This window comes from Stenotrophomonas sp. Steno-Z1 (assembly GCF_056393175.1).
In genome coordinates this window covers 879,053-893,558 of the sequence record NZ_JBWJPB010000001.1, presented here as the reverse complement: position 1 = coordinate 893,558, position 14,506 = coordinate 879,053, and the positions used below count along the sequence as shown (strand labels likewise).

The following is a 14,506-nucleotide window of genomic DNA, read 5'->3' as shown; positions in this document are numbered from 1 at the left end:
GATAGGGCCGCGCAGTGCGCGCCCCGGTGGGGCGATTGTACCGGGGGCGGGTCGATCCCGGCTGACTTGACCCCGCACCGGCCCAGGGACGAAAATATCTCTATATCGCGATAGGTAGATATTTATGGATCTCGAGGATTGGTCAGTCCGGCTGAAAGTATTCGCCGACGCCACCCGTGTGCGCCTGCTGACCCTGCTGGAGCAGGAAGAACTGACCGTGGCCGAGCTGTCGGCCATCACCACGCTGGCCCAGCCACGCGTGTCCACCCACCTGGCCCGGCTCAAGGAAGCGGGCCTGGTGCGCGACCGGCGCGCCGGCGTCTCGGCGTATTACCGCTTCGATGACGCCGCGCTGGACCCGGCGCAGCGCGCATTGTGGCACGCGCTGAGCACCGGCAGCGACGACCCCCTGCTGCGCCAGGATGCTGAACGGGTGGCCGCCGTGCTCGCCAGCCGCGCCGCCGACCAGAACTGGGCCGACAGCGTGGCCGGCGACATGGAGCGGCACTACTCGCCCGGCCGTACCTGGGAAGCGCTGGCGCGCACCGCCCTGCCCCTGCTGGAAACCGGCGACGTGCTCGATATCGCCTCCGGCGATGGCGTGCTGGCCGAACTGGTCGCCCCGCATGCCAAGCGCTACGTCTGCATCGACACCAGCGCACGCGTGGTGGCGGCCGCCAGCGAGCGCCTGCGCCGCCTGGCCAACGTGGAAGTGCGCGAAGGCGACATGCACGCGCTCCCATTCAAGGACCGCAGCTTCGACCTGGTCGTGCTGATGCACGCGCTGACCTATGCGGCCAAGCCGGCCCAGGCCGTGGCCGAGGGTGCGCGCGTGCTGCGCTCCGGTGGCAGGCTGCTGCTGTGCAGCCTGGCACGGCATGAACACAAGGCTGCCGTGGAGGCCTATGGCCACGTCAACCTGGGCTTCTCGGACAAGGAACTGCGCAAGTTCGCCGAGAAGGCCGGGCTGGTCGTCTCCAGCCTGGAAACGGTGACCCGCGAGAAGCGGCCGCCGCATTTCGAAGTCATTTCGCTGATCGCCAGCAAGCCCTGAGGCCCGCCATGTCACCCCTTCCCTGGCTGCATCCCGACCGCGTCCATGCCCTGCAGGACGCGCTTGCCCGGCGCATCCTGATCATCGATGGCGCGATGGGCACCATGATCCAGCGCCATGGGCTGGAGGAGGCCGACTACCGTGGCGAGCGCTTCGTCGCCGGCTACGACAGCGCACACGCCCATGGCCCCGGCTGCGACCATGGCACCCCGCCGGAAGGCCACGACCTCAAGGGCAACAACGACCTGCTGCTGCTCAGCAAGCCGGAGGTGATCGCCGGGATCCACACCGCCTACCTGGAGGCCGGCGCCGACCTGGTGGAAACCAATACCTTCAACGCCACCTCGGTCAGCCAGGCCGACTACCACCTGGAACACCTGGTGTACGAGCTCAACAAGGCCGGTGCCGCGGTCGCGCGCGCCTGCTGCGATGCCGTGGCGGCGACCACGCCGGGCAAGCCGCGCTTCGTGATCGGCGTGCTGGGCCCGACCAGCCGCACCGCCTCGATCAGCCCGGACGTCAACGACCCCGGCTTCCGCAACACCAGCTTCGACGCGCTGCGCGAGACCTACCGCGAAGCCATCGACGGCCTGATCGACGGCGGCGCGGACACGCTCATGGTCGAAACCATCTTCGACACGCTCAACGCCAAGGCAGCCCTGTTCGCCATCGAAGAGGCCTTCGACGCCCGCGGTGCACGCCTGCCGATCATGATCTCCGGCACCATTACCGATGCCTCCGGGCGCACGCTGTCGGGGCAGACCGCCGAGGCCTTCTATGCCTCGGTCGCGCACAGCCGGCCGCTGTCGGTCGGGCTCAACTGCGCGCTCGGCGCCACCGACATGCGCCCGCACGTGGAAACCCTGTCGATCGTGGCCGACTGCCTGGTCAGCGCGCACCCCAATGCGGGCCTGCCCAATGCCTTCGGCGAATACGACGAAACCCCCGAGGAAATGGCGGGCACCCTACGCGAGTTCGCCAGCGCCGGGCTGCTCAACCTGGTCGGCGGCTGCTGCGGCACCACGCCGGCGCATATCCGCGCCATCGCCGACGCGGTGGCCGACCTGCCTCCCCGTGCCCTGCCTGCCGCCGCGCTGGACGATGCCGCGTGAGCGCCGTGTTGTCCGCATGCGTTTGATCCCCCTTCGCCAACCGATGCCCGCCCGCCCATGACGTCTTCCCGCCACACCCGCCTGTCCGGCCTCGAACCGTTGGTGATTACGCCGGACCTGTTGTTCATCAACATCGGCGAGCGCACCAACGTCACCGGCAGCGCGCAGTTCCGCAAGCTGGTCAAGGAAGAGCGCTACGAAGAGGCCGTGGAAGTGGCACGCCAGCAGGTGGCCAACGGCGCGCAGATCCTCGACGTCAACATGGACGAGGGCCTGATCGATTCGGAAAAGGCGATGACCCGCTATCTGAACCTGATCATGTCCGAGCCGGACATCGCGCGCATTCCGGTGATGGTCGATTCCTCCAAGTGGAGCGTGATCGAAGCCGGGCTGAAGTGCCTGCAGGGCAAGAGCGTGGTCAACTCGATCTCGCTCAAGGAAGGCGAGGCGCAGTTCATCGAACAGGCGCGCAAGGTGCTGCGCTACGGCGCGGCGGCGGTGGTGATGGCCTTTGACGAGGACGGGCAGGCCGATACCTGCGCGCGCAAGGTGGAGATCTGTACCCGCGCCTACCGGATCCTGGTCGACCAGGTCGGGTTCCCGCCGCAGGACATCATCTTCGATCCCAACATCTTCGCCGTGGCCACCGGCATCGAAGAGCACGACAACTACGCCGTCGACTTCATCGAAGCCACCCGCATCATCAAGCGCACCCTGCCGCATTGCCATGTCTCCGGCGGCGTCTCCAACGTGTCGTTCTCCTTCCGCGGCAACGAGACGGTGCGCCAGGCGATCCACGCGGTGTTCCTGTACCACGCGATCGCGGCGGGCATGGACATGGGCATCGTCAACGCCGGCGCGATGCCGATCTACGACGACCTCGATGCGGAACTGCGCGAGCGCGTGGAGGATGTGATCCTCAACCGTCGCCGCGACGGCACCGAGCGCCTGCTGGAGATCGCCGAGCGCTACAAGGGCAAAAAGGGCGAGGTCAAGGGCGAAGACCTGGCCTGGCGCGAGAAGCCGATCGACGCGCGTCTGGCGCACGCCCTGGTGCACGGCCTGGACGCCTGGGTGGAGGCCGATACCGAAGAGGCTCGGATCCGCTCCAGCCGCCCGCTGGACGTGATCGAAGGCCCGCTGATGGATGGCATGAACATCGTCGGCGACCTGTTCGGCGCGGGCAAGATGTTCCTGCCGCAGGTGGTCAAGTCCGCACGCGTCATGAAGAAGGCCGTGGCCTACCTGCTGCCCTACATCGAGGCCGAGAAGGCGCGCAGCGGCGATACCGCCAAGAGCAACGGCAAGATCATCATGGCCACGGTGAAGGGCGACGTGCATGACATCGGCAAGAACATCGTCGGCGTGGTCCTGGCCTGCAACAACTTCGAGGTGATCGACCTCGGCGTGATGGTGCCGGCGCAGAAGATCCTCGACGCGGCGCGCGCCGAGAACGCCGACATCATCGGCTTGTCCGGTCTGATCACCCCGTCGCTGGAGGAAATGAGCCACGTCGCCCGCGAAATGGAGCGCCAGGGTTTCACCCTGCCGCTGATGATCGGCGGCGCCACCACCTCGCGGGCGCACACGGCACTGAAGATCGATCCCCATTACAAGGCACCCACGGTGTGGGTGAAGGATGCCTCGCGCGCGGTGGGCGTGGCCCAGTCGCTGATCTCCCGCGAGCTGCGCGACGCGTTCGTGGCCGCCAACGAGGCCGACTACGCCGATATCCGCCAGCGCCATCGCAACCGCGGCGATGCCAAGCGCCTGGTTCCCCTGGCCAAGGCGCGCGCGCAGCGCTTCCAGGGCGACTGGGCCGCGTACACGCCCCCGGCGCCGCGCAAGCCCGGCCTGCATGTGCTGGACGACTACCCGCTGGCCGACCTGGTCGAGGTGATCGACTGGACCCCGTTCTTCCAGGCCTGGGAGCTGGCCGGCAAGTTCCCGGCCATCCTCACCGACGAGATCGTCGGCCCCCAGGCCAGCGAACTGTACCGTGATGCACGCGCGATGCTCGACCGCATCGTCGGCGAGAAATGGCTGACCGCCAAGGCGGTGTTCGGGCTGTGGCCGGCCAACAGCGTCGGCGATGACGTGCGCGTACAGCACCCGGATGGCGAGACCACCCTGCACTTCCTGCGCCAGCAGGTGGACAAGCCGGTCGAACGCCCGGACTTCTGCCTGGCCGACTTCATCGCCCCGGCCGACAGCGGCAAGCAGGACTGGATCGGCGCCTTCGCGGTCACCGCCGGCATCGGCATCGATGCGCACGTGGCGCGCTTCGAGGCCGACCACGACGACTACAACGCGATCCTGCTCAAGGCCCTGGCCGACCGCTTCGCCGAAGCGCTCGCCGAGCGCCTGCACCAGCACGTGCGTACCGACTACTGGGGCTACCAGCCGGACGAACAGCTGGACAACGAGGCCCTGATCGCCGAGAAGTACAGCGGCATCCGCCCGGCCCCGGGCTATCCGGCCTGCCCCGAGCACAGCGAAAAGGCCACCCTGTTCCGCCTGCTCGACGCCGAGCGCAACGCCGACATGCACCTGACCGAGAGCTTTGCGATGCTGCCCACCGCAGCGGTGTCCGGCTATTACTTCAGCCACCCGCAGAGCCAGTATTTCGTGGTGGGCCGGGTCACCCGCGAACAGGTCAGCGACTACGCCAAGCGCAAGGGCGTGGACCGCGTGCAGGCCGAACGCTGGCTGGCCTCGAACCTGGATTACGATCCGGAGTGAGTCGCACGCCCACCCGCGGCGGGGTGCTGCGGTCATAATGCATCTGTAGGCACCCGGCGTTGCGGGGTGCGCGCAACAACCGGGACCCTGCATGACCGCCTCCACCCGCGACGCCGTTCCGGCCGTTCGCCTGTCGTCTTTCTATCTCTTCTACTACGCCGCGCTCGGCGCGTTCACGCCGTACTGGAGCCTGTTCCTCACCTCCCGCGGCATGAGCGTCACCGCGATCAGCGTGATGATGGGCCTGTGGTATGCCACCCGCATCGTCGCGCCCACCACCTGGACCTCGATCGCCGCCGCCTCGCCGCGCCCGATCTTCTGGCTGCGCATCGGCTGCGTGCTCACCCTGCTCACCTTCTGCGCGTTCCTGCTGCCGCTGCCGCAACCGTGGCTGTACCCGGCCATGATCGCGTTCTGCTTCTTCTACAACGCGGTGATGCCGCAGTTCGAATCGATCACCCTCACCCACCTCGGCAGCGACAGCCATCGCTACGGCCTGATCCGGGTCTGGGGTTCGCTGGGCTTCATCGCCGTGGTGATGCTGTTCGGCTGGATCATCGAGGGCCACGGCGGCGCCGGCAACGCACACCTGCTGCCGTGGCTGATGCTGCCGCTGTTCGGCCTGCTCACCGCCTCGGGCTTTGCCAACCACTACGCGCGCAACCTGCAGCGCCGTGATGGCGACGCCACCGGCTTCTGGCAGATCGTGCGCAAGCCGCAGGTGCTGGCCTTCTTCCTTGCCGCGTTCATGGAGCAGCTGTCGTTCGGCCCGTATTACACCTTCTTCTCGGTCTACATGGACCACCATGGCTATGCCACCTCCACGCTGGGCGTGTTGTGGACGGTCGGGGTGGTGTTCGAGGTGGGCGTGTTCTTCACCATCGGCCGCTTCTTCCGCCGCTACGACGCGAGCTGGATGCTGCTGATCGCCCTGCTCAGTTCCACCGTGCGCTGGGCCGTCACCGCCCTCTTCCCGGACAACCTGCCGGTGATGCTGGTGGCCCAGACCGCGCATGCGCTGGGGTTTGCGGCCTTCTTCGCCGCCGCGATGCAGATGCTGGCCACCTACTTCCCCGGCCGCCTCAACGGCCATGGCCAGGGCTTGCTGTACGGGTTTTCGTCTGGCGTGGGCGGCGTGCTGGGGGCGTTGATCGCCGGCCAGTTGTGGAACATCGACCAGGGCCGCACCGCGTTCCTGGCCGGCAGTGGCTTTGCGCTGGCCGGCGCGTTGCTGTGTTTCTTCGCGATCAGCCTGCCGTTGCTGCGCGCGCGCAGGCGTTGATCGCCCGCCGCTGGTAGCGCCGGCCGCCGGCCGGCAACCCGGTCCCCCGGATGGGGTAGGCTCAAGCCTCCCCCTGACTGGAGCCGCCGATGCGATCGACCCGCCTGTGGGCCCTGCTGCTTGCCGCCGTCGCCCTGCCTGCCGCCGCCGAACCGATCCTGCTCGAGAACGCCCGTGTATTCGACGGCCAGCGTGACCTCGGGGTCACCCCGGTACTGATCGACGGCGCCCGCATCGTGCATGTCGGCACGCCGCTGCCGGCCGCGGCTACCGGCGCGCGCCGCATCGACTACACCGGCAAGACCCTGCTGCCGGGGCTGGTCAGCGACCACGCGCACGTCGGCAACACCCAGGGCCTGGACCACGGCGACCGGTTCTACACCCAGGACAACGTGGTGCGCGACCTGCGCCAGTTCCAGCGCTACGGCATCACCACGGTGACCGCGCTGGGCATGAACGGCGCGGACTTCTTCGCCATCCGCACGGCAGTCAATGCCGACCCCGCACTGGGCGCCCAGCTGTACGGCGCCGGCGGCGGCATCGGGGTGCCGGACGGTGCGCCCCCGGCCGACAGCATGGGCCTGAGCCACGATCCCGTGGCGCGCCCGCGCAACGCCGAGGAGGCACGCGCGGCGGTGGCCACCCAACAGGCCGATGGCGTGGACCTGATCAAGCTGTGGGTGGACGACATGGGCGGCAAGCGGCCGATGATGACCCCGGAGGTGTATCGCGCGGCGATTGCCGAAGCGCATGCGCGCGGCCTCAAGGTCGCTGCGCACATCCACGACCTGGCGCAGGCACGCGAGCTGGTCGACGCGCAGGTGGACATCCTCGCCCACGGCATCCGCGACCGTGCGGTGGACCCGATGCTCGCGCGCAGAATGCGTGACCAGGGCACCTGGTACATCGCCACCGTCGCCATCGACGAGGCCAACTACTGGTATGCCGAGCATCCGCAGTACCTGCAGCAGCCGTTCCTGCGCACGGCGTTGCCCGCCGATGTGCTGGCGCGCTGGTCGCAGCCGGCCTGGCAACGTGCGCAGCTGGCAGGCAGCGACATACCCGCTGCACGCAACGCGGTGGCAACCAACCTGGACAACCTGCGCCGGCTGCACGCGACCGGGGTCCGGCTCGGCTTTGGTACCGATGCCGGCGCGATGCCGCAGCGGGTGATCGGGTTTGCCGAACATCGCGAACTGCAGTTGCTGGTAGAGGCCGGGCTGACCCCGACCGAAGCGTTGCGGACCGCCACCGCCCAGGCTGCCGACCTGCTCGGGTTATCCGACCGCGGTCGCATTGCCGCCGGCAAACGCGCCGACCTGCTGGTGCTGGATGCCGATCCGCTGGCCGATATCGCCAACAGCCAGCGCATCGATGCGGTCTGGCAGGCCGGTCGGCAGGTGGCTGGGCCGATCACGGAATGATGGATGCCTTCGCGGCGCCATGACGCCGCGAATATCCACGACGCACCCCGCTCCGTTATCGCGGGCGGGTTGCCAGCATGGCCTGCAACGACGGCAGCAGCAGCCGATTGCCATAGCCGCTCAGATGGTCGCCATCGAAGAACAGCGGGCGGCCATCGCGTTGGGCGCGGCAGGCGTCGGCGTCGCACAGGATCGGCAACGGGTCCCAGATCACCGCGCCGGGGAGCCCCGACGCGACCTGTTGCAGCGCCACCAGGGCCGGGGCGCGATAGTCTTCCATCCAGGCGCGCTGCACCTGCAGGCCATTGCGACATACCGCATTGGCGGCATTGAAGCGGTCCGAGCACCGGTAAGGCGGCGCCGGCAGCACCGGCTTGGGCGCCTCCAGCACCACGCGCACGCCGGCGTCGGCGAGCGGGCGCCAATCGGCGATGGCACGCTCGGCTTCGGCCGCACGCCCGGCATAGCCCTGCTCGCTGTGTTCGCTGTCGCGCTGCTCGCGCGCGTCGAACAGGATGAACTGGTCGGACAGGCGCGGCACCCGCAGCGAGACCAGCAGCACGACATCACCGGGTGCGGCGCGGCGGGCGATGTCGGCCCGCACGGCGGCGTCGTATGCCTGGCAATCCGGCGCGGCCCACCGCCACTCCTGCAGGCCCAACTGCGGGCAACCGCCCCGCCCGTACTGCCACACGGTCGCACCGGTCTCCAGCGCCAGCCGGCGCAGCAGTTCGTTATAGGCCATCGCATGCGAATCGCCGGCCACGAACACGTTGCGCGGCATCCCCGCCGGCACCGGGCGAACGCAGTCGCCGCGTGAGAACGTGCGCGCACGCCCCCCCTCGAAGCGCTCCTTGCCCACCTGCAGCGTGCAGCCCGGGTAATCGGCGGCCACGGATTCGCCATCGGGATACCAGTCCAGCGGATGGCGGCTCACCGTGCTCAGGGAAAGATGCGGCGACTGCCAATACAGCAACGCCTGCAGGCCACCGGCCAGTGCCAGCGTCGCGACGCCGACCAGCACCCAGCGGGGCGCGCCAAGGCGCTGCGCCAAGGGGCCGCGGAACGGCCGCTCCACCCAGCGCCAGGACGCCCAGGCCAACACGGCCACCAGCAACGTGGCGAACACCCGCTGGCCGGGGGTGTCCAGGCCCACCGTCCAGCGCATCAGCACGAACACCGGCCAATGCCACAGGTACAACGAATAGGAGAGCAGCCCGATCCGGCGCAGTGGCGGGCTGGAGAGCAGCCGGCCAACCAGCGCGCGCGGGTGGAAATGCAGTGCCAGCAGCAGCCCGGCACTGGCCAGCACGGCCCACAGTCCGTCCGGCCAGGGCGAGTGCCCGGCCCGTGCCGACCACAGGGTCCAGCCCAGCGCCACCAGCGCCGCCACGGCCAGCAGCGACCACGCCACGCGGGCACGCCCCGGCGCCGGCACGCTGCCGGCGTCATGATGGCGCAGGTGCAGCACCTGGAACAGCAGCACGCCCGCACCCAACTGCCAGAACCGGGTGGTGGTGGCATAGAACGCCCGCACCGCCTGCTCGGGATGGCTGCCGGCATACACGGCGTGGCCGATCGACAGCATGCTCGCCAGCGCGAACAGCCCCACGCTCAGCAGGCGCCCGCGCCCACCGCGGCTCCAGGCGAGGAACAACAGCGGGAACAGCAGGTAGAACTGCTCTTCCACGCCCAGCGACCAGGTATGGGTGAATGGATTGAACTCCGCGCGTGGCGCGAAGTAGTCGCTGCCCACGCCCACCAGCACCCAGTTGCTCAAGCCGACGAAGGCCATGAGCCCGGTCATGTCGCTGGCTTCGCTCAACCACGACTGTGGAATCAACAACACGCTGGCGACGCCGGACACCAGCAGGCAGGCCACCAAGGCCGGCGCGATGCGGCGCAGTCGGCGCGAATAGAAGCGCTGCAGCGACGGGCGCAGCGGCAACGGCGGCAGCCGGTGTACCGAGGCACTGACCACGAAGCCGGAGATGACGAAGAAGACGTCCACCCCGGTGAACCCACCGGGCAACCAGGCCGGGTCGAGGTGGAACAGGATCACCGCCAGCACCGCGATGGCACGCAGCCCGTCGATATGCGGCACGTAGCCGTGACTGGGGTCAGCCGTCATGCGCATCCCTGCAACGAAAGGGTCGCGGTGGCCGCGACCCGGATGGAATCACCAGACCAGGTCGTCGGGGACCTGGTAAGCCGGATCGGCGTAGGGGTCTTCGTCGGCGGTGGCATTGGGGTCCACGCGCAGGGCTACCGACGGGGCGAACACCGCTTCGGCCTCGTCGAGCACGGCCGCGGTCACCAGCAGGTAGCGTCCGTTCTGCTGCAGCACGCCCAGTTCGCCGGCGTTGAGCGCCTTGAGCTGTTCGGCGGTGACGTAGACGCGCTTGATCTTGCCGCCGTAGTTGAAGTGGCGCGCGATCTCGGCCGCGGCATCGTTCAACGATTTGCCTTCCAGCAGCACGTCGAGCTTGGCCTTGGCTTCACGACGCAGGCGTGCCTCTTCCTGCTTCACGCGCTCGGCTTCGATGCGGTCGTCCTTTTCCTTCTGCGCGCGGATCGCGTAGGCCTTGGCCAGGTCGATGTCCTCGCGCGAGCGCGGCTTGCCCTGGCCGGAATTCTGGCCCTGGCCGGGACGGGCGCCGCCGGGACGGCCCTTGCCGTGCGCGGCACGCCGTGCGGCGTCGCCTTCGCGCGGCGGACGCGCGGCATCGCCGGGCTTGGCCGGTGGACGGGCGCCCTGCGGTTTGTTGCCCGGGCGGCCATCGCGGCGGGCATCGGGCTTGCGTTCGGGTTTGCGTTCGGGCTTGGGCGCGGCTTTGAAGCCCAGGCCCAGCAGCTGGTCGCGGAGTGTATCGCTCATGACGTTGGGTCGATCAGTAGTGCGGGGGCGGTGGTTCTTCGCCCGAATCGGAATACAGCGCGTTGCGGACCTTGCCCAGGTCCTCCAGCAGCAGGCGGGTCAAGTCGGCGTTGCGGCTGCCTTCGATGCGTGCATCGGCCAGGGCTTCACTCAGCTCGGCCAGGGCCTGCTCCTGGAAGGACACGCGCATTTCCAGCTCGACCAGGCGCGCTTCCAGCGCCTGCTCACGCGATGAGGGGGTGGAATCATGCATGCAGCGAACGTCCCCGGCCAATGCCGTAATAGGCCAGGCCCGCGGCTTCGATCTCCTGCGGGTCGTACAGGTTGCGGCCGTCGAACACGACCGCATCGTTGAGCATCTCGCGCAACCGGGCGAAATCCGGGCTGCGGAACTGCTTCCATTCGGTCACCACGACCAGCGCATCGGCGCCTTCCAGCGCATCGTAGGCGTGCTCGCAGAACACCAGGTCCTCGCGCTCGCCGAAAATGCGGCGCGCTTCCTCGGTGGCTTCCGGGTCATAGGCCCGCACCGTGGCGCCCGCTTCCCACAACTGCGCCAGCAGCCGCCGGCTGGAGGCTTCGCGCATGTCGTCGGTGTTGGGCTTGAAGGCCAGGCCCCAGACCGCGAAGGTCTTGCCGCGCACGCCTTCATCCTCGCCACGGTCGTAATGGCGCTGGATCAACTGGTAAAGATGCCCCTTCTGCGCATCGTTGACCGCCTCCACCGCATTGAGCAGCTTCGGCTCATGGCCGTACTGCTGCGCGGTGCGCGCCAGCGCCTGCACGTCCTTGGGGAAACACGAGCCACCGTAACCGGCGCCCGGGTAGATGAAATGCCAGCCGATGCGCGGGTCCGAACCGATGCCCTGGCGAACCTGTTCCACATCCGCACCGACCTTCTCGGCGATGTTGGCGATTTCATTCATGAACGAAATCTTGGTGGCCAGCATCGCGTTGGCGGCGTACTTGGTCAGCTCCGCCGAGCGCACGTCCATCTCCACCACGCGGTCGTGGTTGCGGTTGAACGGCGCGTACAGGCGGCGCATCAACGCCACCGAATCGGGGTTGGAGGCACCCACCACGATGCGGTCCGGCCGCATGCAGTCGGCGACCGCGTCGCCCTCCTTCAGGAATTCCGGGTTGGAGACCACGTCGAACGCGATCTCCACCCCACGTGCGGCCAGCACCTCGGCAATGGCCGCGCGCACTTTGTCGGCCGTGCCTACCGGCACGGTCGACTTGTTCACCACCACGGTCGGCACGCGCATGTGCGTGCCGATCGTGCGGGCCACCGCCAACACGTACTGCAGGTCGGCACTGCCGTCCTCGTCCGGTGGCGTGCCCACGGCGATGAAGATCACCTGGCCATGCGTGATCGCGCTGGCAGCATCGCTGGTGAAGGCCAGCCGCGACGCGGCGTGGTTGGCCTTGACCATCGGCTCCAGGCCCGGCTCGTAGATCGGGATGACACCACGGTTGAGGCCGTCGACCTTGGCCTGGTCGATATCGACGCAGACCACCTGATGACCCACATCGGCCAGGCAGGTACCCGTGACCAACCCGACGTAGCCGGTACCGAAAATCGCTACACGCATGTCCGTGGTGACTCCAATTCCGATTACGGAAGGACGTTGAGCAGTTCGACGTCGAAGGTCAGCGTCGCGTTCGGACCGATCGGACCGCCCGGCGTACCCTGTTCGCCATAGGCCAGCTCGCCCGGGATCCAGAAGCGGTACTTGGCGCCGGTCGGCATCAGCGACACGCCTTCGGACCAGCCCTTGATGACCTGGTCCAGGCCGAACTCGATCGGCTGGCCGCGCTCGTAGCTACTGTCGAAGACGGTGCCGTCCAGCAGCTTGCCCTCGTAGTTCACGCGCACCTTGCTGGTCGGCAGCGGACGCTCGCCCGACCCCGGACGCAGCACCTGGTACTGCAGGCCCGACGCGGTGGTCACCACGCCCGGCACGGTCTTGTTCTTGGCCAGGAAGGCGTTGCCTTCGGTGCGGTTGGTGCCGGCCTTGGCGGCCGCCTGGGCCTGCATTTCGGCCTGCTTGCCGGCCATGAAGCCTTCCAGCGTGGCCTTGGCCTGCTCCGGCGTCATCTTGGTGGCGCCCTTGTTGAAGGTGGTACCGATCGCGTCGAACAGCGCGTCCAGGTCCAGGTCGTCCTTCAGCGGGGCCAGCGACGGGCCGACCGCATAGCTGCCCAGCATCAGGCCGACCTTTTCACGGTCCACCTTCGGCGCCGGGGTACCCGGGGCAACGCCCGGCACCGGCTGGCCGCTCTTGGCGGCCATGGCCTGGCGCAGCGCGCCGTCGGTCTTCTGGGCTTCTTCCTGGCTGATCAGCGGCTGCTTGCCTTCAAAGGCATTGGTCACCGCGCGACGCAGCGCCGCCAGATCGATCTCGCTGGAGATCGGAGCGAACGAGTTGGCCACATCGATGCCGATGGCGTAGCCGAGCTTTTCCCGTTGGGAGTTCAAAGCGGAAGTCTCCTTGGCAGCCGCAGGCGCGGCCGGTTGTTGCGACATCACGGTACCGGTGGCACCCATCGCCAGAATCAGAACCGACGCCGCGGCGCCGCGCATTCCCATCTTCATTCGCTGCTTTCCTGGAAGTGACTGGACGCCGACGTCGGCGCGAAAGCGATCATTGTCGCACGCACGTGCGAGATGTCGAGGTTGTCAGCGCTTTGCCGGCGTGACGGACAGCTCACGTTCGATCGCCGCGACCAGCCCGGCATCATCCGGCTTGACCTTGCTGGGGAACTGCGCAACCACCCGGCCATCGCGCGCGATCAGGTATTTGTGGAAATTCCATCCCGGCTCCACGCCGGTGGCCGCCGCCAGGCGCTGGTACAACGGCGTGGCATCCTTGCCGGTCACCTGCACCTTCTGGAACATCGGGAACTTGACGCCATAGGTCAGCGTGCAGAATTCCTGGATCTGCGCCTCACTCCCGGGCTCCTGGCCCTTGAAGTCGTTGGACGGGAAACCAAGCACCGAGAAACCGCGCGCGGAATATTTCTGCTGCAGCGCCTCCAGGCCTTCGTACTGCGGGGTGAAGCCGCACTTGCTGGCGGTGTTGACCACCAGCAGCACCTTGCCGCCGTACTGCTTCTGCAGGTTGACCTCGGCCTTGCCGGCCAGCGGCCGGTAGCTCAGGTCCAGCAGCCCGGCCGCATGGGCGCCGGTGGCGGCCAGCAACCCGCCCAGCAACAGCGTGGCACCCCAACGGCGGGCACGGCCCAGGGCAGCGCGGCGCGGGGACGACTCGGGACGGATCTGGGGCATTGCAAGACTCCACGAAAGGGTCGAACGGGATGGGTACCCCGTGCGCCGGGCGCAGCGGCGCACGGCCGGCAACGGGCCGTTTCGCACTATATCACCGGCACTTTTGCCCCATCGCGGCCGTCCCCCTGGCCGCGATAGGCCTGGCCGCGCATACAGCGATGCGATGGTTTCCAGCGTCACCCGTGACGGAATTGCCGAATCTGGCGGTCTGTCCACGCGACGCCACCAGCGGCTGCATTCACCTGAATAGCCACGTGACCTGCCCTACCATCGATGAGGCTGAACGAAGGCGGCACCCCAGCCGCCAGGCGAAATCGATTGAATCCATTTCAAATCAATCACTTGAACAACCCCAGGGCGCAGTGGCATGCCCCTGCCATCAGTTGGGGGCATGGACCCGTTGCACTTCGGCGTGCCGGTGTTATAGTTGCATACAACACCAGTCACCTGATGCAGGGGAAGCCCATGAACCGCATGCGCCGCCAGTCCACCAGAGCCGTTACCGCCGCCTCCGCGCTGCTGTTGCTCGGCTGGTTGGGCACCCCCGCCGGTGAGGTCGGCAGCAGTGCCGCCACCGGTGCGTTCGAAGGCCCGCAGGACGCAGGCGCGATCATCGAGGCAGGGACCGCCGACGGCGCCCCCACGCCCCCCCGCCGGCTGCACAGCTCCCTGTCCATGCCTTACTTCTCATTCGCACAGTCGCTGAACCCACGGAGCTGACC

The 14,506-nt window shown here is 68.1% G+C and carries 12 protein-coding genes; 6 read left to right on the top strand and 6 right to left on the bottom strand.

The window, feature by feature from the left end; all coding sequences use genetic code 11:
• Positions 1 to 124: 124 nt before the first annotated feature.
• From AC06FD_RS03855 to AC06FD_RS03835, 5 genes are all read left to right on the top strand, one after another.
• Positions 125 to 1,054: an ArsR/SmtB family transcription factor gene (locus AC06FD_RS03855; protein WP_070208802.1), complete on the top strand. Its 930-nt coding sequence runs from the start codon at positions 125 to 127 to the stop codon at positions 1,052 to 1,054.
• 8 nt (positions 1,055 to 1,062) lie between these two features.
• Positions 1,063 to 2,166: a homocysteine S-methyltransferase family protein gene (locus AC06FD_RS03850; RefSeq protein ID WP_478077008.1), complete on the top strand. Its 1,104-nt coding sequence runs from the start codon at positions 1,063 to 1,065 to the stop codon at positions 2,164 to 2,166.
• Positions 2,167 to 2,223: 57 nt separating this feature from the next.
• Positions 2,224 to 4,908 (top strand): methionine synthase, encoded by a 2,685-nt coding sequence (gene metH / locus AC06FD_RS03845; protein ID WP_259203247.1) that lies wholly within the window; start codon positions 2,224 to 2,226, stop codon positions 4,906 to 4,908.
• Between the two features lie 91 nt (positions 4,909 to 4,999).
• On the top strand, positions 5,000 to 6,190 hold the full coding sequence (locus tag AC06FD_RS03840; RefSeq protein ID WP_478047042.1) for an MFS transporter: 1,191 nt from the start codon (positions 5,000 to 5,002) through the stop codon (positions 6,188 to 6,190).
• 89 nt (positions 6,191 to 6,279) lie between these two features.
• Positions 6,280 to 7,614, top strand: a complete 1,335-nt coding sequence (locus tag AC06FD_RS03835; protein WP_478077007.1) for an amidohydrolase family protein — start codon at positions 6,280 to 6,282, stop codon at positions 7,612 to 7,614.
• Between the two features lie 55 nt (positions 7,615 to 7,669).
• On the opposite strand, the gene AC06FD_RS03830 is transcribed toward AC06FD_RS03835, so the two are convergent.
• From AC06FD_RS03830 to AC06FD_RS03805, 6 genes are all read right to left on the bottom strand, one after another.
• Positions 7,670 to 9,745 carry an acyltransferase family protein gene (locus AC06FD_RS03830; protein ID WP_478077006.1) on the bottom strand — a complete coding sequence of 692 codons (2,076 nt, stop codon included), beginning with the start codon at positions 9,743 to 9,745 and terminating at the stop codon, positions 7,670 to 7,672.
• A 48-nt stretch (positions 9,746 to 9,793) separates the two neighbouring features.
• Entirely contained in the window at positions 9,794 to 10,492 is a 699-nt protein-coding gene (locus AC06FD_RS03825) for a DUF2058 domain-containing protein (protein ID WP_259203254.1), read from the bottom strand.
• 13 nt (positions 10,493 to 10,505) lie between these two features.
• On the bottom strand, positions 10,506 to 10,745 hold the full coding sequence (locus AC06FD_RS03820; protein ID WP_259203255.1) for a SlyX family protein: 240 nt from the start codon (positions 10,743 to 10,745) through the stop codon (positions 10,506 to 10,508).
• Positions 10,738 to 12,087, bottom strand: a complete 1,350-nt coding sequence (locus AC06FD_RS03815) for a UDP-glucose dehydrogenase family protein (RefSeq protein WP_259203257.1) — start codon at positions 12,085 to 12,087, stop codon at positions 10,738 to 10,740. Before AC06FD_RS03815 ends, AC06FD_RS03820 begins: the two co-directional genes overlap by 8 nt.
• Positions 12,088 to 12,110: 23 nt before the next feature.
• A complete protein-coding gene (locus AC06FD_RS03810; RefSeq protein WP_259203260.1) occupies positions 12,111 to 13,091 on the bottom strand; it encodes an FKBP-type peptidyl-prolyl cis-trans isomerase N-terminal domain-containing protein in 981 nt (326 codons plus the stop codon).
• A gap of 84 nt (positions 13,092 to 13,175) precedes the next feature.
• Positions 13,176 to 13,712 carry a glutathione peroxidase gene (locus AC06FD_RS03805; RefSeq protein ID WP_394162700.1) on the bottom strand — a complete coding sequence of 179 codons (537 nt, stop codon included), beginning with the start codon at positions 13,710 to 13,712 and terminating at the stop codon, positions 13,176 to 13,178.
• A 537-nt stretch (positions 13,713 to 14,249) separates the two neighbouring features.
• On the opposite strand from AC06FD_RS03805, the gene AC06FD_RS03800 reads away from it, so the two are divergent.
• Positions 14,250 to 14,504 (top strand): hypothetical protein, encoded by a 255-nt coding sequence (locus AC06FD_RS03800; protein WP_259203265.1) that lies wholly within the window; start codon positions 14,250 to 14,252, stop codon positions 14,502 to 14,504.
• The last annotated feature ends 2 nt before the right edge of the window (positions 14,505 to 14,506 follow it).